This is a genomic window from Streptomyces sp. PL-25, from assembly GCF_058344915.1.
Genome location: NZ_CP136997.1, coordinates 162,674 through 187,623, shown reverse-complemented (window position 1 = coordinate 187,623; position 24,950 = coordinate 162,674). Strand labels below are relative to the sequence as shown.

Genomic DNA, 24,950 nt, shown 5'->3' with positions numbered 1-24,950 from the left:
TCAGCCCTTGGCGCGCCGCCCGCCGCGCCGCGGCGCCAGCTCGGCGCCCTCCAGCAGCGACCTGCGGCGGTCCTCGCCGTGCTGCTCCACCTGGAGGACCACACGCCGCAGGGCGGCCGCCAGGCCGCTGCACTCCTCGGTGGTCAACCGCGAGGTGACGAAGGCCTCTTCGTCGTTGAACGCGGGGAAGACCCGGCGCATGAACTCCTCGCCCTCCTCTGTCAGGCTCAGCAGCACGAGCCGTCCGTCGGTGGGGTGCCCCGCCCGGCGCAGCAGCCCCCGCGACTCCAGGGTGCGGGCCACACCGGTGAGGGTGCCCTTGGAGATGCCCGCCTCCTCGGCGACGTGCCGGGTCTCCGACTCGCCCCACACCCACACCACCCAGAGCACCACGAACGCGGTCCAGGTGAGGTTCGAGCCGCGCAGTACGGAGTTCTCCAGGTGGTGGCGCACGGTGGAGGCGGCCCGGTAGATGTTGGCCACGGCCGCCATCTGCTCCCGCTGGACGGCGATGCCGCCCAGCTTGGCCTCCGCGAGCTTCTCCGCTTCGGTGATGGATCGCTGGCCGGGCAAGCGTGCTCCCTGGGTCTGGACAGCACCGGGCGGCGTGTCGGTCCGGCCGGTCGTTCGGGAACGAATTGTACGGGCGTGGCCGGCCCGGGGCCGGAGGAGACCGGGAAGGCCCCCGGCGCCGGGCCGGCCGGTCACACGGGACGGACGGCGCGCGGCGCGGTCACCGCTTCCGCTGTCCGCGCGTGCTCCGGTCGCGTTCGTACACGATCCGGCCGTCGAAGACGGTCAGGTCGATGTCGAGCCCGGGGATGTCGTGCGGGTCGGCGGCGCGCAGATCGCCGCCGAGGACGCACAGGTCGGCGGCCTTGCCCGCCTCCAGGGTTCCCTTCCAGGACTCGGCGAAGTCCTGCCGTGCCGCGTTGACCGTGTAGGCGCGCAGCGCCGTCTCCAGGGGGACGCACTGCCCGGGGCCGCTGACCCGCCCGGTGGCCTTGGACTCGCGCAGCATCATGGCGGCCACGCCCTGGCGCCAGTTGGGTGCGGTGATGGGGGCGTCGGAGCTGGCGCAGACCGCGATGCCCGCCTCGGCGGCGGTACGCACCGGCCACTGGTAGTCGGACCGTTCGCCGCCGACGACGTCGTCCATCAGGTCGGCGATGGTCCACTTGATGGCCGGGTTCATGTTGATGCCGTAGCCGTGCGCGGCCAGCTTCTCCAGGCTCGCGGGGGAGGCGAAGTCGCCGTGGATGACGTAGTGCCGGGCGTCGGAGCGCGGGTGGGCCCGGTCGGCGGCGACGAAGGCGTCGACCACCGCGTCGATGGCCCGGTCGCCGGTGACATGCACCCCGAGCTGGTGCCCGGCCGCGTGGGCGACCCGGATCATCTCGGCGAGTTCGGCCTCCTTCAGACCGGCGTCGGCGCCGTGCACGCACAGCCCGCCGTGGCCGCCGCCCGCGTACGGTTCGCTCATCCACGCGGTCTCGTTGGGCGGCACCCCGTCCGCGAACACCTTGACCCCGATGACGGCCAGCCGTTGCGGGTCCACGTCGTCCGGCACGGCGAGCCCGGCCAGTCCCTCGGTGACATCGGCCGCCGAGCCGCCCATCGGCGCGGGGAGCAGCAGGACCCGTACGCGGGCGGCCAGTTCGCCGTCGCGGGCCAGCTCGACGTACGCGTGGAGCGTGCCGGTGTCCAGGCCGCCGCCGAGGATCTGGGCGCCGCCCGGACCGAGTCCCGGCTCGGTGTAGCTGGTGATGCCCTCGGCGTGCAGGGCGGCCACGGCCGCCCGGATCGCCGTCCTGCGCTGGGCCACGGTCGCGGGCGGGATCAGCTCCTGCACCAGCGCCTGGGCCGTCTCCTTCAGGATGCCGGTGGGCTCCCCGTCGGCGTCGGTCTCGATGACCCCGCCGGCCGGCGGCTCGCCGCCGCGGGCGATCCCGGCGAGTTCGAGCGCCCTGGAGTTCACCCAGACCATGTGGCCGGAGAAGTCGGTCAGGCAGACCGGGTGATCGGGGGCGGCGGCGTCCAGGTCACCGCGGGCGGGGCGGCGGGCCGGGTCGGCCAGGCACTCGGCGAGGTAGCCGACGTCCCAGCCGAGGCCGGTGATCCACTGCCCGGCGGGAGTGGTGGCCGCGGCCTGCCGTACGGCCTCGGCGACGTCGGCGATCGACCGGACCTCCGGATGCCCGAGGCTCAGCGCGAACGGCGGCCGGGTCAACGCCCAGGCGGCGGCGTGCAGATGGGAGTCGTTGATCCCGGGCAGCACGGTCCGCCCGGCGAGGTCGATGACCCGGGTGTCCGGTCCGGCCAGCGCGGTGATCTCCGCGTCGCTTCCCACGGCGAGGATCCGGTCGCCCGCCACGGCCACCGCCTGGGCCACGGAGAAGTCGTCGTCGATGGTCAGCACGTCGCCGCCGGTCAGGATGAGGTCCGCTGTCGTTGGCATCGGCGGCCTTTCTTGCAGAGGAGGCAGAGGAAGAGGGGGAGGAGAATGAGGGGGCAGAGAGGGGGAGGGAAGCGGAGAGAACCAGGAGGAGTGGGAGAAGTCAGAGGTCCAGTACGCGCCGGAGCCAGGACCGGCGCGCGGCCAGGGCGGCGCGGGTCACCTCGTGGTCGGGGGCGAACACGTCGAAGCCGTGGAACGCCCCCTGCCAGATGTGCAGTTCCGCCTGGCCGCCGGTGGCCCAGATGCGGGTCGCGTAGGCCACGTCCTCGTCGCGGAACAGCTCCGCGCTGCCCGCTTCGACGAACGCGGGCGGCAGGCCCGACAGATCGGCCGCCCGCGCGGGGGCCGCGTACACCGACACGTCGGCCGTGCCGTCGCCCGCCTTCTCGCCGAGCAGCGCCCGCCAGCCCAGCAGGTTCATCTCCCGCTGCCAGGTGCCCAGGCCGTCGTACTGGTGGCTGGAGACGGTGGTGTTGCGGTCGTCGAGCATCGGGCACAGCAGCAGCTGCCCCGCCAGGCGCGGTCCGCCCCGGTCGCGTGCCAGCAGGGCCACGCCCGCCGAGAGACCGCCGCCCGCGCTGCCGCCCATGACGACGAGGCGGTGGGGATCGACGCCGAGTTCCGCGGTGTGCTCCGCCAGCCACCGCAGACCGGCGTAGCAGTCCTCGACCGGGGCCGGGTCCGGGTGCTCGGGGGCGAGGCGGTACTCGACGTTGACGGCGACCACGCCCAACTCCTCGACCAGGGCGGCCAGACGTACGGTGTCCTGGTCGCGGTGGCCGCTGACCATGCCGCCGCCGTGGATGTTGTAGAGCCCCGGGACCGGCCCGGTGACGCGGCGCGGGCGCAGCACGGTGATGTCCAGGTCCGGCGCGCCGGCGGGCCCGGGGACCGTACGCTCCTCGGCGTCGATCCCGCGGCCGGCGAGCACCTCGGCGACCGGCGGGGCGGGGACGAGGGAGGCGGAGGCGCGCATCGCCTCGACGGTCGCGGGCGGTGCGGGCGCCTCGCCGGACCCCCGGGACATGGCGTCGAGCACCGCCTCCAGGGCCGGGTCGAAGGGAACGGGCGTGACGGACATGGTGCTCCTGTCCTGGTGCGGGCCGACCGGTGGGGAAGGGGCGGCGTGGGGAAGGGGTGGCCGGGCGGGCGTGCCGGGCTCACCCCGGGTGCGTGAAGGCGAGCGCGCGCGCCGGGTTGTCGACCATGATCGTGCGCAGGTCCCGCTCGCTCACCCCGAGGCCGCGCAGGGCGGGGAGGAAGTAGCGGGGGATGTAGTCGTAGCCCTTGCCGCCGTACTTCTTGAGCTGGATCTTCTGGCACACGTCGTGGCCGAGCAGGATCTGGCGGGCGTAGCCGCGTTCGACCAGGCCGGCGATGCCCCGGGCGACCTTGTGGTCACTGGTGAGGAACAGGTGTCCCCAGGGGCTGCCGGGCGACGCCAGGAAGTCGAACTCCACGAACACGCCCCGGGCCAGGACCCGTTCGCCGAACTCGGGGTCGGTGAGGACCTCACCGCCGTGCCCCAGGACGATGTTGGCGGGGTCGACGCCCTCCTCGTCCAGGATGTCGAGCACCCGGAACTTGTCCTCGCCGACACCGCCCACATGGAAGGTGACAGGGGCGCCGGTCAGCCTGCTCGCCCGGCCGCTCGCGCGGACGCTCTTCAGCTCGTTGCTGGTCAACGGCACGGAGTCCGCGCCGACTTCACCGATGATGCCCGACCGTACGCCGGTTCCGTCGGCGCCGAGGACGATGTCGCGCACGAGGATGCCGGTGAGCTCGTCGACGGTGCGCCCGTCCATGTCGGAGGGGTGGAACGTGGGGGTGTACCAGCCGCCGCCCATGACGATGTGCAGTCCGCTCGCCCGGGACAGCCGCAGCAGTGACCCGGGGTCGCGGCCGAGACCGGCGGGGGAGACCTCGACCAGGGTGCCGCCGCCGCAGTGGGCGAAGGCCGCCACCTCGGTGAGCATCTCGTCGAAGTCGCCCAGGATGTCGTTGTCGGCGTTCGGGCGGCCGTGGCGGGTGCGCGCGAGGGTGGCGAGCGTGAGCGGTTCGGCGGCCTCGGGTGCGTCCTCGCCCGGCCGGCGGAAGCCCGGCGGACGGCGCAGGTCGACGAAGACGTGCTCGTGCATGAGCGTCGGTCCGAGCACCGAGGGGTCCACCGGGCCCGCGACGGTGAGGACCTGTCCGGCGAGGTCGGGGATGTCGAAGGGGTGGCGGCTCACTGGTCCGTCCTCGGGGTCGTGAGGGTGAGCAGTCGGCGCGGGTTCGTCACGGTGACGGTCTCGACCAGGGCGTCGTCGGCACCGAGCATGCGCAGGCAGGGGACGAACTGCTCCAGGACGAAGCCGTATCCGCCGCCGCCGTAGGCGAGCAGCTGCGACTTGGCGCGCACGCCCTGGGAGAGCAGGATCTGTCCGGCACGGCCCCGGCGGGCGAGTTCGAGCACGGCCGCGGCGACGTCCTGGTCGTCGCAGACGCTGCGCACCGAGGGCAGCCGGCCGAGCCGGTCGAACTGCACGAACACCCCGCGTTCCAGGAGGGGTTCCAGGTCGTCGGGGCGCGGGGCGAGCGGGTCGCAGTGTCCGACCGCCACCCGGGCGAGGTCCGTGCCCTGCTCGGCGATCAGGTCGAGCACGCGCTGCTGGTCGGCCGGGTCCGCGCTGCGGTCGATCGTCAGGGCGGCGCCGGTGGCCGCCGAGGCCCGTGCCGCGGCGACGAGGAGGGCGCGTTCGGCGCCCTCGCGCGGGTCGAGGGCGGCGAGCGCCCCGATGATGCCGGCCCGCACCCCGTCCACGCCCTCGGTGAGGTCGCGGACGATCTCCTCGGTGAGGCGGCCGGGGTCGCTCCCGGCGGGTTCGCCGGACCAGCCGGGGTGGTGGCATCCGCTGCCCATCACGATGTGCAGACCGCTCGCCTCGGCGATCCGGCGCAGACCGGCAGGGCGGCGGGCGAGCGGGTCGGTGGTGGCGTCCACCAGTGTGCCGCCCCCCGCGCGGCGCAGCGCGGTGGCCTCGGCGGTGGCCAGTGCCTCGTCGTCGAGCAGCCAGTCGTCCCGGTTGGGCGCCCCCATGCCCACCTCGCCGAGCAGGTCCATGGTGAGCGGCGCCCGGTAGAGGGCGAGCCGCCCGGCGCCGGTGGGGCGCTCCCGTCCGGTGGCCGCCCAGGAAGCGGGGGTGTCGGCGGGCGGGGCGAAGTCGCCCAGCAGGTGTTCGCGGGGGAGCACCGGGCCGAGCGCGTCCGGTGCGATCTCGCCGGTGACGGTGACGACCGTCTCCCGTGCTGCCCGCGCGGCTCCCGGCGGGTGTACCGCTGCTGCGGTCGGATCGGTGGTGGGCATGCGGTCAACGTAGCAGATGAGATCAGTAATCGTATACGATCGTGCACGGAAAAAGTCCCGCCGCCCGCGGAGTGTGCCGGGCGGCGGGACGATCAGCCGGGGGAGCGGCGGATCCCGTACGGGCGGGCCGGGCGCGACAGACGGGGCGCGCCCCGGTGGACCGGTGGACCGTGGGCCGGTGGACCGGCTCAGTCGGTCCGGGGCGCGTCCTGGGCCTGGTGCAGCGCGTCGGCGGTGGCGATCTTGTGCGCGCACGCGACCCGTTCGATCTCCTGGGCCTGCGCGCCCGCCGCGATCAGCTCCAGCATCCGCTCGTGCTCCTCGACCGAGCGGCGGGCCCGCCCGGGGACATAGGTGAACGTGGAGCGGCGCATATGGTCGAGCCGCGCCCACTCCGCCTCCAGGAGCGCGACCAGATGCCGGTCCGGGCAGTGCTCGTACAGGGAGAAGTGGAACTCCCGGTTGAGCGCGGTGAAGGAGGCCGGGTCGAAGTCCTCCAGCGCCTTGACCATACGGGCGTTGACCTTCCGCGACCGCTCGATGTCCCGTGCCGTCATGTGCGGCGCGCAGATCGCGGTCGCGTACCCCTCCAGCCGGGCCAGGACCTGCAAGGAGTGCTCCACCTGCGCCGCGTCGAAGACCGCCACCCGGGCGCCGATGTTGCGCTCGACCTCGACGAGCCCGTCGGACTGGAGCCGGCGCAGCGCCTCGCGCAGCGGGATGGTGCTCACCCCGGTCTCCCGCGCGAGCCGGCTGAGGACCAGCCGGTAGCCGGGACCGTAGGTGCCGTCGAGGATGCGCGAGCGCAGCAGCTCGTAACTGACCTCGGCCTTCGACCCCTTGGCCCGGGTCTGTTTCTGCGTGACACTCATCGCTGTCCCCTCGTCCTGGTCCGGCCGGCCCTGGCGCGGCCCCGGAACTGTACGCGGTCGGCGGTCCCCGGCGCATCGGCACCGGCCGCGCCGCACCCGGTCCTGAGCCCGGTCACCGGGCGAGGACCTCCAGGACCGTACGGCGGAAGGCGGCGCCGGCCAGGGCGTCCTGATGGCCGCCGGGCACCGTGGTCAGCTCCGCCCCCTCGATGCCGGCGACGATACGCTCGATCCCCCGGGTCATCACGTCGTCGGCGCCGACGACGAAGACCGGCGGGGTCGCCCCGGCCCAGCCCTGCGGGGCGAACGGCGTGCCGCGCAGGCCCTCGACGCACAGCGCCAGACCGGCCGCCCGGTCCCCGTGGGCGCGGACCATGCCGGCGATCATCGCCGTGAAGGGATCGGCCGGTTCGGTGCCGTCGGCGACCGCGCGGTGCAGCGCCCGGACGTCCACCGCCTCGAAGGGCTCGGCCGGGCTGAGCCCGCCGAGCACCGCCCGGCGCAGCCGGTCGGGCGCCGCCCCGGCCAGCTCCCACAGCAGCCGCGCGCCCAGCGAGTAGCCGACGGCGTCGAACGCCGTGGCACCCGCCTCGTCCAGCACCGTCAGCAGGGCCGCGGCCAGCGCCGGGGCACCCGCCTCGGCCGCCGCCGACGGCGCGGGGCTGTCCCCGTGGCCGGGCAGGTCGGGCACGAGCACCGTCCGTCCGGCGTCCGTCAGCGCCCGGACGGTCCCGGTCGCGACCCAGTCCCTGTCCCCGTCGGAGCCGAAGCCGTGCAGAAGCAGCACCGGCGGCGCGGCGGCGGCCGGGCCGGGGGAGGAGGTGCCGGGAGTGCCGGGAGTGCCGGGAGTGCCGGGAGTGAACGTACGGACGGCCGGACCGGTTCGACCTTGCATCGTGTGGGCGCCCCTCACTGGGAGTTCCGAAGGTGGTGTCACTGTCATCACAGTGCCTCTTCCACTCTAGATCATGCATGATAGCGTATACGATTATTGAGGCCACCGCGCTCGCCCCGGCCTCCCGGTATCTCCATGAGCCGCCTTCCGGCCGGCCAACCCCGGTCACCCCGGCGGCGACCGGCACCACCCTCCTCGACCGGCCCCCGCCGCCGCTCACGCCCCAGGAGAACTCCCATGCCGCACCCGCTGGGAACCCAGCCGTCGAAGATCATCGCCGTCCATCTCAACTACCCGAGCCGGGCGAAGGAGCGCGGACGGATCCCCGCCCAGCCGTCCTACTTCCTCAAGCCGCCCTCCTCCCTGTCCGGCACCGGCGACCCCCTGGTGCGCCCGGCCGGCTGCGAACTCATGGGCTTCGAGGGCGAGATCGCCCTCGTCATCGGCCGCCACGCGCACCGGGTCACCCCCGAGCAGGGCTGGAGCCACGTCGCCTGGGTGACCGCGGCGAACGACGCCGGCGTCTACGACCTCCGCCACGCCGACCGCGGCTCGAACCTGCGCTCCAAGGGCGCCGACGGCTTCACCCCGCTCGGTCCCCGGCTGCTGGACGCCACCCGGCTCGACCCGGCCGCCCTGCGGCTGCGCACCTGGGTCAACGGCGAACTCGTGCAGGACGCCGACACCAGCACCCTGCTCTTCCCGTTCGGCACCCTGATCGCCGACCTCTCCCGGCTCGTCACCCTGGAACCGGGCGACGTCATCCTCACCGGCACCCCGGCCGGCGCCTCCGTCGTCTCGCCCGGCGACGTCGTCGAGGTGGAGGTCGGCGACCCGGACCGGGAACTGTCCACCGGACGGCTGCGCAACACGGTGACCGAGGCCGCCCAGGACCTGGCCGACTGGGGCGCGATGCCCCGCGTCGACACCGCGGTGCGCGCCGACGCCTGGGGCCCCGGACACCTGCCCGGACCCGCGCTGGACCCGCGCCTCGCCGACGCGCTGCGCTCCGTCGCCACCGCCACCCTCAGCTCGCAGCTGCGCAAGCGCGGACTCCAGCACATGACGATCGACGGCGTGCGCCCCACCCGCCCCGGCGACACCCTGGTCGGCACCGCCCACACCCTGCGCTATCTGCCGCTGCGCGAGGACCTGTTCCAGAAGTACGGCAACGGCATGAACGCCCAGAAGCGCGCCGTGGAGGAACTGCGCCCCGGCCAGGTGCTCGTCATGGACGCCCGCCGCGACCCCACCGCCGGAACCATCGGCGACATCCTGGCCCTGCGCGCCAAGATGCGCGGCGCGGCCGGCATCGTCACCGACGGCGCCCTGCGCGACAGCGCCGCCGTCGCCGCCCTCGACCTGCCCACGTACTACGCCGCCGAGCACCCCGCGGTCCTGGGCCGCCGCCATGTCCCCTGGGACACCGGCGTGCCCGTGGCCTGCGGCGGAGCGCTCGTACAGCCCGGCGACATCCTCGTCGGCGACGCCGACGGCGTGGTCGTCGTCCCGCCCGACCTGGCCGAGCAGCTCGCCGCCGACAGCGCCGAGCAGGAACTCCAGGAGCGCTACATCGCCGAACAGGTGGCGGCGGGCGAGCCCATCGAGGGCCTGTACCCGCTCGGCCCCGCCCGGCAGGACGCCTACCGGCAGTGGCGCGAGACCCGGTCCTGACCGCGCCCGCGCCCGCGTCCCCCGAATCCGCCACCCGTCCCACCCCGCCCCGCCCACACCCACCGCCTTCCACGCACCGGAGCAGCACATGAAGTTCCGCACCGACCCCGCCACCATCCGCGGGTCCATCGCCCCCGTCGTCACCCCGTTCACCGACGAGGGCGCCGTCGACCACGACAGCCTGCGCGCACTGATCCGCTGGCAGCTGGAGTCCGGCTCGCACGGCATCTCGCTGGGCGGCTCCACCGGCGAGCCGTCCGCGCAGAGCGCGGCCGAACGCATCGCCGCGATGCGCACCGCGGCCGACGAGATCGGCGACCGGGTGCCGTTCCTGCCCGGCACCGGCTCGCACAAGCTGGACGAGACCCTGGAGATCACCGCCGCCGCGCGGGACCTGGGCGCGGACGCCGCCCTCGTCATCACCCCGTACTACGCCCGGCCCACCCAGGAAGCCCTGTACCAGTGGTACGCCACGGTGGCGCGCGAGTTCCCCGACCTGCCGCTGGTCGCCTACAACGTGCCCTCGCGCACCGCCGTCGACATCGCGCCCGGGACCGTCAAGCGGCTCTTCACCGACTTCGACAACTTCGTCGGCGTCAAGGAGACCACCAAGGACTTCGAGCACTTCTCCCGCGTCCTGCATGCCTGCGGCCGCGACCTGCTCGTGTGGTCCGGGATCGAGCTGCTGTGCCTGCCGCTGCTCGCGCTCGGCGGCGCCGGATTCGTCTCCGCGGTGGCCAACCTCGCGCCCGCCGCCGTGGCCCGCATGTACGAGCTGTGGGAGGCCGGCGACTTCGACGCCGCCCGCGACCTGCACTACCGGCTGCACCCGCTGGTCGACCTGCTGTTCGTCGAGACCAACCCGGCCCCGGCCAAGTGGGTGCTCGCCCAGCAGGGCCGGATCGCCTCCGCCCACGTCCGCCCGCCGCTCACCGGCCCCACCGAGGACGGCCTGACGCGCATCCGCGCCCTGCTCGCCGAGGGTGGCGATCTCACCCAGCAGCTCTGACCCCGCGAACGAAGCCCCGCGAACGAACCCCTGCGCACGAACCCCCGCGAACGAAGAGAGACGCCATGAGCACCGACACGCCGGCCCCACGCCCGGCCGACCTGCCCGAGCAGATCCAGCACTGGATCGGCGGTGAACTCACCCCGAGCGCCGACGGCCGTACCTTCCCGGTCTGCGACCCCGTGTCCAACGCCCCCTACGCCTCCGCCGCCGCCGGCGCGTCCGCCGACGTGGACCGTGCCGTCGCCGCGGCCCGCGCCGCCTTCCCCGCCTGGTCGAAGCTGGGCAACCGCGAACGCGCCCGCATCCTGTACCGCATCGCCGACGCCGTCGAGGCGCACGAGGAGCGTCTGGCCGCCTGGGAGACCTTCGACTCCGGGCTGCCCATCACCCAGGCCAAGGGGCAGGCGCGGCGGGCCGCGGAGAACTTCCGCTACTTCGCCGACGTCATCGTCGCCCTCGGCGAGGAGGCGTTCCGGGCCGGTGACCAGCAGATCAACTACGTGGTGCGCACCCCGGTCGGCGTGGCGGGCCTGATCACCCCGTGGAACACCCCGTTCATGCTGGAGAGCTGGAAGCTGGCCCCGGCGCTGGCCTCCGGCTGCACCCTCGTCCTCAAGCCCGCCGAGTGGACCCCGCTGTCCGCGAGCCTGTGGCCGCAGATCCTCGACGAGGCCGGGGTGCCCGCCGGTGTGGTCAACATCGTGCACGGCATCGGCGAGGAGGCCGGACAGGCCCTGGTCGACCACCCGGACGTGCCGCTGATCTCCTTCACCGGCTCCACCGACACCGGCCGGCACATCGTCCGCAGCTCCGCCGACCGGCTCAAGACCACGTCGATGGAGCTGGGCGGCAAGTCCCCGGTCGTGCTCTTCGCCGACGCCGACCTGGACGCGGCCCTCGACTCCGTCGTCTTCGGCGTCTTCTCGCTCAACGGCGAGCGCTGCACCGCGGGCTCCCGCGTCCTCGTGGAACGCCCCGTGTACGAGGAGTTCACCCGCCGCCTGGCCGAGCGCGCCGAGCGGGTCAAGGTCGGCCCGCCCGCCGACCCGGCCACCGAGGTCGGCGCGCTCGTCCACCCCGAGCACTACGCACGTGTGCTGGAGTACGTGGAGATCGGACAGCAGGAGGCCAAGCTGGTGGCCGGCGGGACACGTCCGGCACACCTGCCCGAGGGCAACTACCTCCAGCCCACCGTCTTCGCCGACGTACCCCGCGACGCCCGTATCTTCCAGGAGGAGATCTTCGGCCCGGTCGTCGCCGTCGCGCCCTTCGACGACGAGGCCGAGGCCGTCGCCCTGGCCAACGCCACCCAGTACGGACTGGCCGCGTATGTGTGGACGTCCGACCTCAAGCGCGGCCACCGCATCGCCCACGCCGTCGAGTCCGGCATGGTCTGGATCAACTCGCACAACGTCCGCGACCTGCGCACTCCCTTCGGCGGAGTGAAGGCCTCGGGCCTCGGACGCGAGGGCGGCGCGCATAGTATCGACTTCTACACCGAGTCGAAGATCGTCCATGTGATGCTCGGCGAGGTGCACACACCCCGCTTCGGCGCGTCCTGACCGCGAAGGAGTAGCACCCCCATGAGTACACCTCCCGACGTCGTCCGCTCCGCCTACGCCCAGCTCGTCGTCACCGACCTGGCCAAGGCGCGCTGGTTCTGGTGCGACATGCTCGGCTTCCACGTCCAGTACGAGGACGAGGCGATGCTCTGCCTGCGCGGCACCGACGAACTCACCCACCACTCGCTCGTGCTTCGGCAGGGCGGGACGGCCGCCCTGGACCACCTCGCCTACCGGGTGCGCACCCCCGAGGACGTCGACCGCGCCGAGGAGTACTTCACCGCGCTCGGCCGCCCGGTCCGCCGCGTCCCCAGGGGACAGGGCACCCCCGGTGTGGGCGACGCCGTACGCGTCGTCGACCCGCTCGGCTTCCCGGTGGAGTTCTTCCACGACATCGACCGCGCCGAGCGCCTCATCCAGCGCTACGACCTGCGCCGCGGCGCCGAGATCGCCCGCCTGGACCACTTCAACATCTGCACCCCCGACATACCCGCCGCCTACGCCCACTACCAGGCGCTCGGCTTCGGCTGCTCGGAGACCATCGAGGGCGACGAGCACGAGCTGTACGCGGCCTGGATGTACCGCAAGCAGACCGTCCACGACGTCGCCTTCACCGGCGGCGCCGGACCCCGGCTGCACCACGTGGGTGTGGCCACCCACGAGTCCCACCACGTGCTGCGCACCGCCGACATCTTCGGCTCCCTGCGCAAGGAGCACCACATCGAGCGCGGCCCCGGCCGGCACGGTGTCTCCAACGCCTTCTACCTGTATCTGCGCGACCCGGACGGCCACCGGGTGGAGATCTACACCTCCGACTACTACACCGGCGACCCCGACCACGAGACGTACCGGTGGAACGTCCACGACGACCGCCGCCGCGACTTCTGGGGCAACGCGGTGATCGAGTCCTGGTACAAGGAGGCGGCCCCGGTCCTGGACCTCGACGGCAGGCCCCAGCCCGTCGTCGAGGCCGTGCTGGACGAGTCCGCCGTCCAGGTCGGCGCCGACGGCCTCGGCATCGTCGACCCGGTCAAGCAGGACGACTGACACACGGATGTGCCGGGTGGCGGAACGCTCCGCCACCCGGCACACGTGTCTTCGCCTGCGCCCAGGTCGCCGTCAGCGCGGCACGCCGGGCCGCTTCAGCGTGTTCCTGTCCCCGGGCCCGCCGGCCGGCGCGGTTTCCCCGGCGCGGCGCAGCCGGGGCAGCACGGTCGTCCAGACCAGCACACCGGCCACGGCGGTGGCCGCCGCCATGGTGACGGCCATGGTCGTCTCGGCGCTGCCGCCGAGCGAGACCAGGGGCGCCACCACGGGGCCCACGGCGAAGGCCGACATGCCGAGCAGGGCCGCCGCCGTCCCGGCGCGCTCACCGTGCCCGGCGAGCGCCAGCGCCGAGCTGTTCGGGCTGATGACGCCGTAGCAGAACAGCACCAGCGCGAGCAGCACCAGCACGACGGCCAGGCCCGCCCCGGCGAGCACCGCGAGCAGCAGTCCCAGGGCGGCCACGGCCGTCGCCGTCGTGCCCGCCACATACATGCGCACGGGCCCGGCCCGGCGCACCACGGCACGGTTGCACAGGGAACCGAGCACCGCGACGACCGCGTTGGCCGCGAAGACCGCGCTGAACGCACGCGGGCCGAGGTGGAAACCGTCCTGGAGCACGAAGCTGATGGACGCGAGGTAGGTGAAGAAGGCCGTACCGGTGCACGCTCCCACCAGCAGATAGCAGACGAACAGGCGGTCGCGCAGCACCACGGCGAACCGCCGCCCGGTGTCGCCGAACCCGCCCGGATGCCGCAGGGCGGCGGGCAGCGTCTCCGGCAGCAGCGTCGCGGCGACCGCCAGCAGGGCGGCGCCCACGGCGGCGAGCACCACGAACAGCCCGCGCCAGTCCAGCACCGCGGTGAGCTGCCCGCCCGCGACCGGGGCCAGGATCGGCGCCAGCGCGCCGACGAGCCCCAGCAGGCTCAGCAGCCGCGCCAGTTCGATGCCCGAGGCGATGTCCCGCGCGGCGGCCAGCGCGATCACGACACCCGCCGAGCCCGTGACACCTTGCAGGAAACGTGTCACGAGGAGCACCTCGATCGTCGGGGCGAGCGCGCACAGCAGCGAGAACACCGCGAACAGCGCGATGCCCCACAGCAGCGGCCGGCGCCTGCCCAGGCGGTCGCTGAGCGGACCCGCCACCAACTGGCCGAAGGCCAGCCCCAGCATGCACACCGACATCGACGCCTGGGCGAGGCTGTCGCTGGTGTGCAGGTCCCTGGCGAGCCGGGGCAGCAGCGGCATCGACAGATCCATGGACAGCGGCCCGAACACCTCCAGCGAACCGAGCACGAACGCGGCGCGGCGCGCGCTCATCGGGCGCGCGCCGCTGATCGTGTCCGCCGTCATCGGGACCGGCCGGTGACGCCGAGGACGCGCTCCAGCCACGAGTGGCGCACGGCCCCGGCCGCCCGGGACACCTCGGCGTCCGGGGAGAAGCCGCTGAAGCCGTGGAAGCCGCCGGACCACACATGCAGTTCGGCCTGCCCGCCCGTCGCCCAGATCCGGGTGGCGTAGTCGACCGCCTCGTCGCGGAACACCTCGGCGGCCCCGACCGACACGAAGGCGGGCGGCAGCCCGGACAGGTCACGCGCGCGCGAGGGAGCCGCGTACGGCGACACCGCGTCCGTGCCCCGGTCCGCGCCGAGCAGCGCGGTCCAGGCGGTGTCGTTGTTGGCGCGGTCCCAGATGCCGATGCCGTCGTACTGCCGGCTGGAGACCGTCTCGTTGCGGTCGTCGAGCATCGGGCAGTCCAGCAGCTGGCCCGCGAGGGCGGGGCCGCCGCGGTCCCGGGCCATCAGCGCGACCGCCGCGCTCAGGCCGCCGCCCGCGCTCGCGCCGCCGACGACGACGCGGGCCGGATCGACGCCCAGCTCGGCGGCGTGCCCGGCGAACCAGAGCAGACCCGCGTAGCAGTCCTCGGCGGCGGCGGGCGCGGGATGCTCCGGGGCGAGGCGGTACTCCACGGTGGCCGCGACCGCGCCGTAGCGCAGGACGTCCTCGACGAGACCGGCGAGCCCGAAGAACCGGTTGCCGAGGACCATGCCGCCGCCGTGGACCGAGTAGAGGCCCGGCGCGTCGCGTACCGTGCCGCGCGGCCGCAGCACGGTCAGCTCCACGTCCGGCGCCCCGGCCGGACCGGGCGCGGCGACATGCTCGTAGGTGACGGGCAGGTCGCCGATCACCTCCTCGGCGGAGGGCACCAGTGTGGCGAAGTGCGCGCGGTTGGCGAGGATCGTCCCGGCGCGCAGCGGGATGCGTTCGATCAGCTCGCGGCAGTGCGCGAGGCCCGGTTCGAGCTCCGGGTCGTAGGGGACGGGGCGCGGGCGTGGTGTGCGCTCCCCGCCCGGGGTGCGCGGTGCGGTCGTGGTCACGGTCAGGGGCCTTCCGGGTCGACGGCGTCGCGGTCGGCCCAGAACGGCTCGGCCAGGGCGCGCAGTTCCTCGGCGCCCACCCGGCGCAGCAGTTCCAGGGCGCCGATGTTCTGCCGCACCTGCTCCAGTCGGCTGGCACCGACCAGGGTCGTCACATTGGCCGGGTGGGTGAGGGTGAAGGCGACGGCGAGCTGGGCGCAGGTGGTGCCGAGCTTGTCGGCGAGCCGGGTCAGAGCCGGGACGGTCGCCACGATGGCGTCCCGGATGCCGCCGGGATCGCGGCCGATCTCGCGCTCCGGGGCGGTCCGCCCGGCCAGGATGCCGCCCTCCAGCACATCGGAGGCCTGCATGGCGAACCCGTCGGCGAACAGCTCGGCGAACGGCTCCCCGTCGGGGATGGAACGGCGCGCCAGGCTGTACTTCAGCTGGGCGATCTGCGGTCCGGGCACCCCCTGCTCGGCGGCGATACGGCGCAGGGCGCGTACGTTCGAGGCCGACCAGTTGTTGACGCCCCAGGCGCGGATCAGCCCGGCCTCGGTGAGCGCGGCGAGGTCGCCGACCAGGTCCTCCAGGCGTACGTCGTCGCGGCGCAGGTCGCCGAGGATCACCAGGTCCGCGTGTTCGAGACCGGTGCGCAGGAACGCGTTCTCCAGCTGCGGGGCGAAGCCCTCGGCGCCGAAGCCCTCGATCCACAGTTTCACGGAGGCCAGGTAGTCGGCGCGGGGGACGCCGACCGCCCGCATGATCGCGCCCCACAGCACGTCGGTGAAGACGGGCGGCATGCCGGGCATGCCGTACACGCCGACGTCGAAGAGGTTGACGCCCTGGTCGAGCGCGTGGCGGACCATGGCGACGGCGTCGGCGAAGTCCATCCGGTCGAAGGTGTGCCAGGAGCCGAGGGACAGCTGCGACACCTCCAGGTCGCTGCTGCCGATGCGGCGGCGGGGGAGAAGCGTGGGGGACACGTGTGGGTTCCTCTCGTGGGCCCGTACGCGGGCGTACGGAGCGGTGCGGAGCTGTGTGCGGCTGTGCGGGTGTGCTGCGCCGTACGGGTGTGCCGTATGGGTGCGCCGTGCGGGTACGGACCGCGGCAGGTCGGGGCGGTCTCAGGGCAGCCGGGGGTCGACGACGGCCTTGATCTCCTCGTGCCGGCTCATCGCCTCTATCCGGGCGGACGCCTGGGACAGACCGACGGGTGTGCCGAACAGCCGGTCCCACGGCATGCGGTCGCGGAAGGAGGTGAAGAAGCCGATCGCGTCGTGGTAGTCGGCGATGTCGCCGTTGAGCGAGCCGACGACGGTGAGTTCCTTGCCCATGACCGTGCCCAGCGCGAGGGCCTCGGAGCCCGGTCCGGTGCTGCCGACGATCACGACGCGTCCGCGCTGCGCGGCCATCTCCACGGCCTCCCGGCCGACCGAGGGCGCGCCGGCGAAGTCGAGGACCAGGTCGGCGCCGTGGCCGCCGGTCAGTTCCCGCACCCGGTCCACGACGGCGGCCGAGCCCTCGGCGATGTCCACCGTCTCGTCGGCGCCGAACTCGCGGGCCAGGGCCAGCCGGGAGGCGGGAGCGCCGACGGTGACCACGCTGCCCGCGCCACTGATCCGGGCGACGGCGGTGGCGAACAGGCCGAGCGCGCCCGAACCCTGCACCACGACACGGGAGCCGGGCCGCACCCCGCCGGCCCGGGAGAACGCCCGGAGCACCGTCTTGGCGGCACACCCCGCCATCGCCGCCCAGGTGTCGGGTGTCTCGGCGGGCAGCAGCAGTTTGGCGGCGCCGGGCACCACATAGGCGTACTCGCACAGGCCCGCCGTGGCGTGCGGCCAGGCGTCCGAGCGCTGGAGGAACCCGTAGCCGCGGGCGGAGCAGGCGACCGGCTCGCGCAGCACGGTGCAGCCGTGGCAGGCGCCGCAGGTCGACTCGGACCACCCGATGCGGTCGCCGGGGCCGAGCGCGCGGCCCAGCGCGTCGCGGGTGTCCTCGCCGACCGCGACGATCTCGCCGACCATCTCGTGGCCGAGCACCATCGGCAGCATGCCGGGGAAGGTCATCTTCCCCGACCAGATCTCGATGTCGGTGCCGCACAGCGTCGTGCACAGGATCCGCACGAGGGCGGCGCCCGGCTCCGGTTTCGCCGGAAGTGGCAGGTCAGTGAGTTCCAGAGGGGCGCCGTGCGCGGTGAGGACGGCGGCGCGTGTGGCGGAGGGAAGGTCCATCGGATGCTCCTTCGGATCGAGCACGCGGCGGCTCGACGATGCGTTAGTCTACGGTTGTCGACTCAAATGTCGAGACCCCCGAGAGCAATGAGGAGCACCCGTGCGCACAGCCGACGGCGACGCCCGCAACGCATCGGCCGACCTGATCCTGCGAGGCGGGGTGGTCCATTCCCTGTGCGCGGGCGGCGAGGAGGCGACCGCGATCGCCGTCCGCGACGGACGTGTCGCACGGATCGGCGACGACCGCGCGATGAGGGAGCTCACCGGCCCCTCGACCACGGTCGTCGACCTCGGCGGCCGGGCCGTCCTGCCCGGCGTCAACGACGCCCATCTGCACGCCACCTGGCTCGGCGCGCTCTGGCCGGACACCCTCTTCGGCGGGCACGCGGGACCCGGCCCCGGACCGCAGCGCCCCCTGCTCGACGCCGCGCAGCGCCGCCGGGCGATCCTGCGCGCCGGGGACCTGCTCGCCTCGCTCGGCATCACCAGCTACACGGAGCCGGGCCTCGGTCCCGGCGAGGACGAGGGCGCGACCGGCGCGTTCGGCGCCTCGGTCGTGGGGGAGTACCGCGCGCTCGCCGCCGAGGGGCTGCTGCGGGCCCGGGTCACCGTGCTCTCGCTCTACGGCGAACTCGACGGCCCCAGCGACCTGGAGCACTTCCTCGCCGGGCTCGCCGCCACCGACGCCACCACGAGCGACCCGCGCTGGCTCCGCTTCGCCGGCGTGAAGATATTCGCCGACGGCATCCCCCCGATGAAGTCGGCCTACACGCACCACTGCTACACGGACGGCGTCCGGCCCGAGCTGCTGGTGGCGGGTGCCGACGACACCGAACGCGAGGCCAACCTGACCCGGATGATCCTCGCCGCCCACCGCCTCGGCCTCCAGGTGGGCGTCCACGCCACCGGCGACCGTGCCATCGATGTCATGCTCGACGCGATCGAACAGGCCCGCCGCGAGCACGACGTCGACCTCGGGCACTACGTCATCCACGGCGACCTGGTGACCGTGCCACAACTGCGCCGGATGGCCGCCCTCGGAGTGGGTCTGGACACCCAGCCCGAGATCGCACTGCGCACCCACCCCCTGGTCGACGCCGCGCTGGGCGAGGGCACGGCGACGGCGGCCTGGCCGCTGCGCGCCGTGCTGGACGCGGGTGTGCCGCTCTGCCTGACCTCCGACGCCCCGGTGCTCTCGCCGGACTGGCGGCGCCAGATCGCCGCCGCCGACGCGTGGATGGGCCCCGCCGCCGATCCGCGGCGGCGCATGGACCGGCTGCTGCGCTGCTACACCGTGGAGCCGGCCCGCCAGGACCGCGCCGCCTCCTGGAAGGGCACGCTCGCTGCGGGCATGGCCGCCGACCTGTGCGTGCTGGAGACCGACCCGTACTCGGTCGCACCGGCCGAACTCCCTGACGTCAGCGTCGAGTTGACCGTGGTGGACGGCAGGATCGTCTACGAGCGGGGGGCGGCCGGAGCCGTCGGCGCGATCGAGGCGGCGCAGACGCCCGGGACGACGGGGATGCCGGAGACCGTCGAGGCGGCGGAGATCGCCTGACCGGGGACTCGGCGAGGGACGAGGACATTGGCCGTATCTCGTCTGCCGTCCCACGACCCGCACAGGCTTAATGATGCTCCCGCGCCACGCGCCGCGCGGGTGGTGACGACAGCACGGGGGGACCATGGATCAAGCGGGCGACACCGGCGTACCACCCCCCGGGCCTCCGCCCCAGCGTCCACCCCGGCCCCCGCAGCCGGCTCCGCAGATACCGCCGATGCCGCTGCCTCCGCGCAGCGGAAAGCCGCTGGAACTCCGGGTCCAGCGGCAGATCCTGTGGGTGGGGTCGGCGGCGGTACCGCTGCGCAATGTCAGCTGGGTCGAGGTGTTCAGGCTGAAGCCCGCCTGGGGCAAGGCCGGCCTCTACCTCCTGCTGCTCGCGGGCATCGCCTTCTTCGTCTCCGACCGGCTCGGCTCCACGGGCGGGGGCGGCGGGAGCGGCGGCCCCGCCCCGGGCGTCCTGGCCCTGGCCGCCCTGGTCGTTGTCTGCGCCGTCCTGCTCTCGTCGAGGAAGCCGGTGCTGGTCGTCGAGCTGAACAGCGGTTCCAGGGTGGTCCTCACCCTGCCGACCATGGATGAACTGCGGGCGATCGCCGGACAGGTCGTGTACGCGATCGACCACCCGGAATACGAGTTCTCCGCCGTCCTGGAGCAGTACAACACCACGAACAACTTCGGTTCCGTCGTCAACATGAACGGCGGCAGGGGAAACACGGGGATCAAACTGTGAGCGACACGTCGAACTACTACGGAGACGTCGTCAACGTGAACGGCGGCAAGCAGGTCGTCGGCATCAACCGCGGCACCGTCGTCCACAACGACGGCACCGCCCAGGACGCCCAGCTCCGAGCCGCCGTGACGGACCTCACCCGCCTCCTCGGCGACCTGCGCCCGGTGCTCACTTCGGAGCAGGCCCGGACCGTGGACGACGCGCTGCCCGCGCTCACCCCCGACCGGGCCGCCCTGCGTGAGCGCGGCATGATCCTGGCGCACGTCTCGCAGATCGCGGCGACCGTGGGCGAGGTGGGCAGGCCCGTCATGGAGGCGCTGGGGCGGCTGCTCGCACTGCTGAGCTGACGGGCCTGTCCGGGGGCGGACACGGTCCGGCCCACGCCGCAGGCAGAACAGCGGACCCGGGCCCGAGACCGCGGCCGAGTTCCCACGGCGTCCCGGCCCGGAGCGCCTCACCGTCCGCCGCCTCTGGCATGAGCGGCCTCGCGGCCTCGGCCTTCGCCTCCGCAGAGGGTGCGGGCATCCGGCCGAGGCCCGCGCCGCCCCTCAGGTGAGGAGCTGCCCGCCGTCCACCGGCAGGCTGGTGCCGGTGATGTGCGCGGCCGAGTCGCCGGCGAGGAAGACCGCTGCGGCGGCGACGTCGTCGACGGCGGCGAGTCTGCGCAGCGGGATGCGGCTCTCCCAGGCCTGGCGCTGCGGCGACCCCTCGGGCATCCCCGTGGCCAGCATCTCGGTCAGGACCGGGCCGGGCGCCACCGCGTTGACGCGGATCCCGTGCTCCGCCAGCTCGATCGCCGCCCACCGGGTGAGCGCGTCCACCGCCGCCTTGCTGCTCTCGTAGCCGCCCATGCCGGGCGTGGGCTGGCGGCCGCCGATCGAGGAGATGTTGACGATCGCTCCGGCGACGCCCGCGTCGACCATCCGCCGGGCGACATGCTGGGTCATCAGGAACGTACCGAGCACATTGGTCCGCAGGATCGTGTCGAGGTCGGAGCCCGCCAGCTCCAGGAGCGCGCCGTGCACGGTGAGCAGCCCGGCGTTGTTCACCAGGACCTCGACCGGGCCCGACTCGGCCTCGATCGCGTCGAGTCCACGGCTGATCGCGGCCGCGTCGGTGATGTCGAGCACCCGGCCGTGGACGCCGAGTTCCGCGGCTGTGCGCGTGACGCGCTCCGCGTCCCGGTCGGCGACGACCACGGTGTCGCCCGCGGCGGCGAAGGCCGCGGCGACGCCCCGGCCGATCCCGCCCGCTCCACCGGTGACGAGCACGGTGCGTGTCTTGTTCATCGTCCACTCTCCTCACAGCGTGACCCGCGTCACGGCGTCGGCCGTATAGTATACGGTTGTAGACGAAAAACCCGAGGCTTCCGGGAGGAACTTTGAGTGCTGCGAAGACCGTTCCCCGCCGCCGGCTCGGACCGGGTGGACCCGAGGTCCCGGTGCTGGCCCTGGGATCGTGGAATACCTGGGACCGCATGGAGTTCGACGACGCCGTGGCGCTGATCGCACGGGCCGCGGAACTCGGCTGCGCCTTCTTCGACGTCGCGCACTACAACATGGGCCCGCACGCGGAGAACGCCCGCACCGACCTGATCTTCGGGCGGGCCGTACGGGAGGCCGGGCTCGCCCGCGCCGACTGGCACTTCTGCGGAAAGCTCTGGCTCTGGGACTACCCCGCCACCGGGTTCACCCGGCAGCTGGAGACCTCCCTCGAACGCGTCGGCACCGAGCGGGCCGACTCGGTCGTCGTCGGCGACTACTTCGGCGAACTCGACGTCGAGCGCGTGGTCACCGATGTCGCCGAGCAGATCGAGGCGGGCCGCTTCGACACCTGGGGTGTCAACAACTGGCGCTACGACGACCTGCGCCGGGCGATCGACGTCGCACGCGAACGAGGACTCGTACCGCCCTCGTTCGCCCAGCTGAAGTACGGCCTGGTCCGCAGGTCCATGGCGGAGGGCGGCTACTACGCGCCGCTGTTCGCGTCCGGGGAGATCGCCCTCCAGGCCTCCGACGTCCTGGAGGGCGGCATGCTGGCGGGCAAGCTGATCCCGGACCGCAAGATCGGCGCCGATGTCGGCGGCATCCGCGAACGCGTCGCCGCCTCCTACGGCACGGTGCGCCGCCTGGCCGACGAGTTCGGCGCCTCGCCCGCCCAGCTCGGCATCGCCTTCTGCCTGGCCAACCCCGCCACCGCCAACGTCCTGGTCGGCGTCTCCCGGCAGAGCCAGCTGGAGGACAACGTCGGCGCGCTGGCCCTGCTCGACCGGGTGGGCGCGCAGGCTCTGCGCCGGGCCACCGCCGACCTCTGGCTCGACCGCGACGTCGCCGCGGACGGCACCTGGTGACACCGGTCGGCACCGGCCACCGCACGGATCCACCCCCGACAGCCGCACCACACCCTCAGGAGAACACCATGACCGCATCCGGCACACCGGCCACGCCCGACCGCATCGTCGGGATAGCCACCGGCTACATGGGCGCCAAGCAGCTCTTCGCCGCGGCGCGCACCGGCCTCTTCCGCGCCCTCGCCGAGGGCGAGCGCGACGTGCCGGCGCTGGCCTCGGCCACCGGCCTGAGCGAGCGGATGACGCGGATCCTCGCCGACGCCATGAACGGCCTGGGGCTGCTGGAGCGCCGCGACGGCCGCTACCGGCTCGCCCCGGACGCCGCCGCGTACCTGACCGGCGACGGCGACCTCGACCTGCACCCCTTCCTCGCCTTCCTGAACGAGATCAGCTACGGCCACTGGCTCCAGTTCGACACCACCGTCGACACCACCGAGCCCGGCGAGCTCAAGATGGACGACGACCGGTGGAAGGCGTTCATGGCCGGGGTCATGCGCTACAACACCCTGCACGCCGCCATGCTCGCCCGCTCCTTCGACTTCACCCCCTTCCGCAGCCTGCTCGACCTCGGCGGCCTCTCGCCCGACTTCGCCATCGGCGCCCTGAAGGCCAACCCCGCTCTCACGGCCCGCTTCGTCTTCGACCCCGCCTCCACCGACGCCGTCACCGGGGCGCTGGCCGCCGCGGGCGTCGCCGACCGGGCGACGGTCGAACCCGCACCGACCGACACGGCCGACCCCGGCGGGGAGCACGATCTCGTCATGGTCAACCACGTCATCCACCGCTTCACCGCGGAGCAGAACCGGGCGATCCTCACCGCCGCGCGCGCCGCAGCGGCGCCCGGGGCCACCCTGCTCCTGCTGGACTTCCTGCTGGACGACGACGAGCGCCAGCGTTCCATCGACGCGCTGCACGCCGGGGAGTACTTCGTCATCGACGGCACGGTGGTGTACCCGGCGTCCGAGGTGGAGGAGTGGCTGACGGCCGCCGGCTGGCGTCCGCGGGAGGTCCTGGCGCTGCCCGGAAGCCCCCGTGTGGTCGTCGCGGAAGCTGTCTGACCTGCGGTGACACCCCCGGCCGGACCCTCCGGCCACGACATGGCCCCCTCGCTCGCCAATCGGCTGCGACGGGGCCATTGTCTTTTTAGCCGACATCCGTAGACTAACGGCCACGACACGTGAGGTGGCGTGCGGGGGAACACTGGCCCGCGCACCCGCTCTCGTCGATCGATGGGCCGAGCGCTGCGACGGCGACGAGAACCGGCGATCCTCTCCCGGCTCGATCTGGCATCAGCGCCCCTCTTACCCGAGAGAAGATTCCATGCAGAGGATCTGGAGAGCCGCACTTGTCGCGGTCGTCGCGCTCGCGCTCGCCGCCTGCACGAACGCCGCCGCCACGTCCGGCAGCACATCGACGGACCAACTCAGGATCGGCACGCTCCTGGACGTCACGTCCTGGGACCCGGCCAACGCCGACATCGGCTTCGACGGGCCCTATCTGTCCGCCGTCTACGACCCGCTGGTCGCCCTGGACAAGAACTCCCGCCCCGTCCCCGCACTCGCCACGTCGTGGTCCTACTCCCCGGACTACCTGACCCTCACCATGCACCTGCGCACCGGGGTCTCCTTCAGCGACGGACAGCGCTTCGACGCGGCGGCCGCGGTGCGGAACCTGGAGCACCTCAGGTCCGGAGTCCGCTCCGGCCAGACGTACGCCGACGTCACGAGCGTCACCGAGGTGGACGCGGACACCATCGCCCTGCACCTCAAGAAGAAGAACGACTCGCTGCTCTACTACATGGGCCTGGGCCGCAGCTGGATGGCCTCGCCCGCCGCCATCAAGGCCAAGAGCCTCACCGCCGCACCGGTCGGCTCGGGCCCGTACACCTTCCGGGCCGGCGAGTCCACACCCGGATCGCAGTACGTGTTCACCGAGAAGCCCCGGCACTGGGACCGCGCCACCTACCCGTACCGCACGGTGAAGGTGTTCCCGATCGCCGACCCGACCGCCAGCTTCAACGCCATGCTCTCCGGCCAGCTCGACGTCAACTACGCCAACGCGGCGGACATCCCGTACGCCGAGCGCAACGGCTGGAACGTCGCCTCGAAGGTCGCCACCTGGGTCGGCATCCAGTTCACCGACCGCACCGGCAAGCAGCTCAAGCCGCTCGGCGACGTCCGGGTGCGCCAGGCCATCAACCACGCCTTCGACGGCGCGGCCATCCTCAAGTCCGTCGGACAGGGCTCCGGCGTGGCGACCAACCAGGTGTTCCCGGCGGGCGACCCCGCCTACGACGCCTCGCTCAACGACCGCTACCCGTTCGACATGGACAAGGCCAAGCGGCTGCTGGCCGAGGCCGGCTACCCCGACGGCTTCCGGGTGACGATGCCGATGTCGTCGATCTTCCAGGCCTGGCAGCCCGCCGTCCAGCAGATTCTCGGCCAGCTCGGCATCAAGGTGACCTGGAAGAACATGTCACCGGCCGACTACCAGAAGAACGCCTCCACCTTCCCGATGTTCGTGGCGGTCGTGGCCCTCGACTCCAACTCGGCGGCGTCGGTGGACGGCCGGATCGCCTCCCGCCAGTGGTTCAACCCGAACCCCTCCACCGAGGCGTTCCCCGAGATCCAGTCGCTGCTCGGCAGGATCCAGGCGGCCACCGGCGACCGGCAGACCGCGCTGATCCGCGAGCTGGACGCCAAGGTCACCGACACCGCCTGGCAGGACGTCTGGTACCAGGCGAACAACACCTACTTCAGCATGAAGGGAATCACGGTGACCCCCATCACCGGCATGATGTTCCCGACCCTGCGGTTCATCCAGCGCGGCTAGTTCCCGTCCCGGCGGCGGCCCGC

Annotated in this window: 22 protein-coding genes; 10 read left to right on the top strand and 12 right to left on the bottom strand. The window is 73.2% G+C overall.

Annotated features, from left to right (window positions below; genetic code table 11):
• The 7 genes from R4Z62_RS00800 to R4Z62_RS00770 all read right to left on the bottom strand — a co-directional run bounded on the left by R4Z62_RS00800 (window position 1) and on the right by R4Z62_RS00770 (window position 7,571).
• Entirely contained in the window at window positions 1-573 is a 573-nt protein-coding gene (locus R4Z62_RS00800; protein ID WP_064530924.1) for a MarR family winged helix-turn-helix transcriptional regulator, read from the bottom strand.
• A gap of 160 nt (window positions 574-733) precedes the next feature.
• Window positions 734-2,458: an amidohydrolase gene (locus tag R4Z62_RS00795; RefSeq protein ID WP_491518827.1), complete on the bottom strand. Its 1,725-nt coding sequence runs from the start codon at window positions 2,456-2,458 to the stop codon at window positions 734-736.
• A gap of 100 nt (window positions 2,459-2,558) precedes the next feature.
• Window positions 2,559-3,539, bottom strand: a complete 981-nt coding sequence (locus tag R4Z62_RS00790; protein ID WP_064530922.1) for an alpha/beta hydrolase — start codon at window positions 3,537-3,539, stop codon at window positions 2,559-2,561.
• Between the two features lie 79 nt (window positions 3,540-3,618).
• Window positions 3,619-4,689 carry a phosphotriesterase family protein gene (locus R4Z62_RS00785; protein ID WP_491518826.1) on the bottom strand — a complete coding sequence of 357 codons (1,071 nt, stop codon included), beginning with the start codon at window positions 4,687-4,689 and terminating at the stop codon, window positions 3,619-3,621.
• Window positions 4,686-5,804, bottom strand: a complete 1,119-nt coding sequence (locus R4Z62_RS00780) for a phosphotriesterase family protein (RefSeq protein ID WP_491518825.1) — start codon at window positions 5,802-5,804, stop codon at window positions 4,686-4,688. Before R4Z62_RS00780 ends, R4Z62_RS00785 begins: the two co-directional genes overlap by 4 nt.
• Before the next feature lie 188 nt (window positions 5,805-5,992).
• Window positions 5,993-6,676 (bottom strand): GntR family transcriptional regulator, encoded by a 684-nt coding sequence (locus R4Z62_RS00775; RefSeq protein WP_389595471.1) that lies wholly within the window; start codon window positions 6,674-6,676, stop codon window positions 5,993-5,995.
• Window positions 6,677-6,788: 112 nt separating this feature from the next.
• On the bottom strand, window positions 6,789-7,571 hold the full coding sequence (locus R4Z62_RS00770) for an alpha/beta fold hydrolase (RefSeq protein WP_491518824.1): 783 nt from the start codon (window positions 7,569-7,571) through the stop codon (window positions 6,789-6,791).
• Window positions 7,572-7,808: 237 nt separating this feature from the next.
• Here R4Z62_RS00770 and R4Z62_RS00765 point away from each other — a divergent pair, with 237 nt between their 5' ends.
• The 4 genes from R4Z62_RS00765 (at window position 7,809) to hpaD (ending at window position 12,866) form a co-directional block, all read left to right on the top strand.
• Window positions 7,809-9,245 (top strand): fumarylacetoacetate hydrolase family protein, encoded by a 1,437-nt coding sequence (locus tag R4Z62_RS00765; protein ID WP_491518823.1) that lies wholly within the window; start codon window positions 7,809-7,811, stop codon window positions 9,243-9,245.
• A gap of 88 nt (window positions 9,246-9,333) precedes the next feature.
• Window positions 9,334-10,254 (top strand): 4-hydroxy-tetrahydrodipicolinate synthase, encoded by a 921-nt coding sequence (gene dapA / locus R4Z62_RS00760; protein WP_491518822.1) that lies wholly within the window; start codon window positions 9,334-9,336, stop codon window positions 10,252-10,254.
• Window positions 10,255-10,319: 65 nt separating this feature from the next.
• Window positions 10,320-11,819, top strand: a complete 1,500-nt coding sequence (hpaE, locus tag R4Z62_RS00755; RefSeq protein ID WP_491518821.1) for a 5-carboxymethyl-2-hydroxymuconate semialdehyde dehydrogenase — start codon at window positions 10,320-10,322, stop codon at window positions 11,817-11,819.
• Between the two features lie 21 nt (window positions 11,820-11,840).
• Window positions 11,841-12,866, top strand: a complete 1,026-nt coding sequence (gene hpaD / locus R4Z62_RS00750) for a 3,4-dihydroxyphenylacetate 2,3-dioxygenase (RefSeq protein WP_064530915.1) — start codon at window positions 11,841-11,843, stop codon at window positions 12,864-12,866.
• Between the two features lie 72 nt (window positions 12,867-12,938).
• On the opposite strand, the gene R4Z62_RS00745 is transcribed toward hpaD, so the two are convergent.
• The 4 genes from R4Z62_RS00745 to R4Z62_RS00730 all read right to left on the bottom strand — a co-directional run bounded on the left by R4Z62_RS00745 (window position 12,939) and on the right by R4Z62_RS00730 (window position 17,457).
• Window positions 12,939-14,216 (bottom strand): multidrug effflux MFS transporter, encoded by a 1,278-nt coding sequence (locus R4Z62_RS00745; RefSeq protein WP_355480435.1) that lies wholly within the window; start codon window positions 14,214-14,216, stop codon window positions 12,939-12,941.
• On the bottom strand, window positions 14,213-15,241 hold the full coding sequence (locus R4Z62_RS00740) for an alpha/beta hydrolase fold domain-containing protein (RefSeq protein ID WP_491518820.1): 1,029 nt from the start codon (window positions 15,239-15,241) through the stop codon (window positions 14,213-14,215). The genes R4Z62_RS00745 and R4Z62_RS00740 overlap by 4 nt, the downstream gene beginning before the upstream one ends.
• 2 nt (window positions 15,242-15,243) lie before the next feature.
• Window positions 15,244-16,206 (bottom strand): aldo/keto reductase, encoded by a 963-nt coding sequence (locus tag R4Z62_RS00735; RefSeq protein ID WP_389595480.1) that lies wholly within the window; start codon window positions 16,204-16,206, stop codon window positions 15,244-15,246.
• 141 nt (window positions 16,207-16,347) lie between these two features.
• Window positions 16,348-17,457: a zinc-binding dehydrogenase gene (locus R4Z62_RS00730; protein WP_385503245.1), complete on the bottom strand. Its 1,110-nt coding sequence runs from the start codon at window positions 17,455-17,457 to the stop codon at window positions 16,348-16,350.
• Between the two features lie 100 nt (window positions 17,458-17,557).
• Between R4Z62_RS00730 and R4Z62_RS00725 the strand changes: the two genes are divergently transcribed.
• The 3 genes from R4Z62_RS00725 (at window position 17,558) to R4Z62_RS00715 (ending at window position 20,092) form a co-directional block, all read left to right on the top strand.
• Window positions 17,558-19,015 carry an amidohydrolase gene (locus tag R4Z62_RS00725; RefSeq protein ID WP_491518819.1) on the top strand — a complete coding sequence of 486 codons (1,458 nt, stop codon included), beginning with the start codon at window positions 17,558-17,560 and terminating at the stop codon, window positions 19,013-19,015.
• 217 nt (window positions 19,016-19,232) lie between these two features.
• A complete protein-coding gene (locus R4Z62_RS00720) occupies window positions 19,233-19,745 on the top strand; it encodes a DUF6232 family protein (RefSeq protein ID WP_385503241.1) in 513 nt (170 codons plus the stop codon).
• Window positions 19,742-20,092, top strand: coding sequence for a hypothetical protein (locus tag R4Z62_RS00715; protein WP_491518818.1), 351 nt, complete (start codon window positions 19,742-19,744; stop codon window positions 20,090-20,092). Before R4Z62_RS00720 ends, R4Z62_RS00715 begins: the two co-directional genes overlap by 4 nt.
• Window positions 20,093-20,293: 201 nt before the next feature.
• On the opposite strand, the gene R4Z62_RS00710 is transcribed toward R4Z62_RS00715, so the two are convergent.
• Entirely contained in the window at window positions 20,294-21,034 is a 741-nt protein-coding gene (locus tag R4Z62_RS00710; protein WP_491518817.1) for an SDR family NAD(P)-dependent oxidoreductase, read from the bottom strand.
• 152 nt (window positions 21,035-21,186) lie between these two features.
• On the opposite strand from R4Z62_RS00710, the gene R4Z62_RS00705 reads away from it, so the two are divergent.
• The 3 genes from R4Z62_RS00705 (at window position 21,187) to R4Z62_RS00695 (ending at window position 24,927) form a co-directional block, all read left to right on the top strand.
• Window positions 21,187-22,095, top strand: a complete 909-nt coding sequence (locus tag R4Z62_RS00705) for an aldo/keto reductase (protein ID WP_064530906.1) — start codon at window positions 21,187-21,189, stop codon at window positions 22,093-22,095.
• Between the two features lie 68 nt (window positions 22,096-22,163).
• On the top strand, window positions 22,164-23,153 hold the full coding sequence (locus R4Z62_RS00700) for a methyltransferase (RefSeq protein WP_064530905.1): 990 nt from the start codon (window positions 22,164-22,166) through the stop codon (window positions 23,151-23,153).
• Window positions 23,154-23,415: 262 nt separating this feature from the next.
• Entirely contained in the window at window positions 23,416-24,927 is a 1,512-nt protein-coding gene (locus R4Z62_RS00695; RefSeq protein ID WP_491518816.1) for an ABC transporter substrate-binding protein, read from the top strand.
• The last annotated feature ends 23 nt before the right edge of the window (window positions 24,928-24,950 follow it).

What these genes read in the sequence shown, in the direction of transcription:
- R4Z62_RS00795 (WP_491518827.1), bottom strand. Translation starts at nt 2,458, where the DNA reads ATGCCAACGACAGCGGACCTCATCCTGACCGGCGGCGACGTGCTGACC.
- R4Z62_RS00790 (WP_064530922.1), bottom strand. Translation starts at nt 3,539, where the DNA reads ATGTCCGTCACGCCCGTTCCCTTCGACCCGGCCCTGGAGGCGGTGCTC.
- R4Z62_RS00780 (WP_491518825.1), bottom strand. Translation starts at nt 5,804, where the DNA reads ATGCCCACCACCGATCCGACCGCAGCAGCGGTACACCCGCCGGGAGCC.
- R4Z62_RS00775 (WP_389595471.1), bottom strand. Translation starts at nt 6,676, where the DNA reads ATGAGTGTCACGCAGAAACAGACCCGGGCCAAGGGGTCGAAGGCCGAG.
- R4Z62_RS00770 (WP_491518824.1), bottom strand. Translation starts at nt 7,571, where the DNA reads ATGCAAGGTCGAACCGGTCCGGCCGTCCGTACGTTCACTCCCGGCACT.
- R4Z62_RS00765 (WP_491518823.1), top strand. Translation starts at nt 7,809, where the DNA reads ATGCCGCACCCGCTGGGAACCCAGCCGTCGAAGATCATCGCCGTCCAT.
- dapA (WP_491518822.1), top strand. Translation starts at nt 9,334, where the DNA reads ATGAAGTTCCGCACCGACCCCGCCACCATCCGCGGGTCCATCGCCCCC.
- hpaE (WP_491518821.1), top strand. Translation starts at nt 10,320, where the DNA reads ATGAGCACCGACACGCCGGCCCCACGCCCGGCCGACCTGCCCGAGCAG.
- hpaD (WP_064530915.1), top strand. Translation starts at nt 11,841, where the DNA reads ATGAGTACACCTCCCGACGTCGTCCGCTCCGCCTACGCCCAGCTCGTC.
- R4Z62_RS00745 (WP_355480435.1), bottom strand. Translation starts at nt 14,216, where the DNA reads ATGACGGCGGACACGATCAGCGGCGCGCGCCCGATGAGCGCGCGCCGC.
- R4Z62_RS00730 (WP_385503245.1), bottom strand. Translation starts at nt 17,457, where the DNA reads ATGGACCTTCCCTCCGCCACACGCGCCGCCGTCCTCACCGCGCACGGC.
- R4Z62_RS00720 (WP_385503241.1), top strand. Translation starts at nt 19,233, where the DNA reads ATGCCGCTGCCTCCGCGCAGCGGAAAGCCGCTGGAACTCCGGGTCCAG.
- R4Z62_RS00710 (WP_491518817.1), bottom strand. Translation starts at nt 21,034, where the DNA reads ATGAACAAGACACGCACCGTGCTCGTCACCGGTGGAGCGGGCGGGATC.
- R4Z62_RS00700 (WP_064530905.1), top strand. Translation starts at nt 22,164, where the DNA reads ATGACCGCATCCGGCACACCGGCCACGCCCGACCGCATCGTCGGGATA.
- R4Z62_RS00695 (WP_491518816.1), top strand. Translation starts at nt 23,416, where the DNA reads ATGCAGAGGATCTGGAGAGCCGCACTTGTCGCGGTCGTCGCGCTCGCG.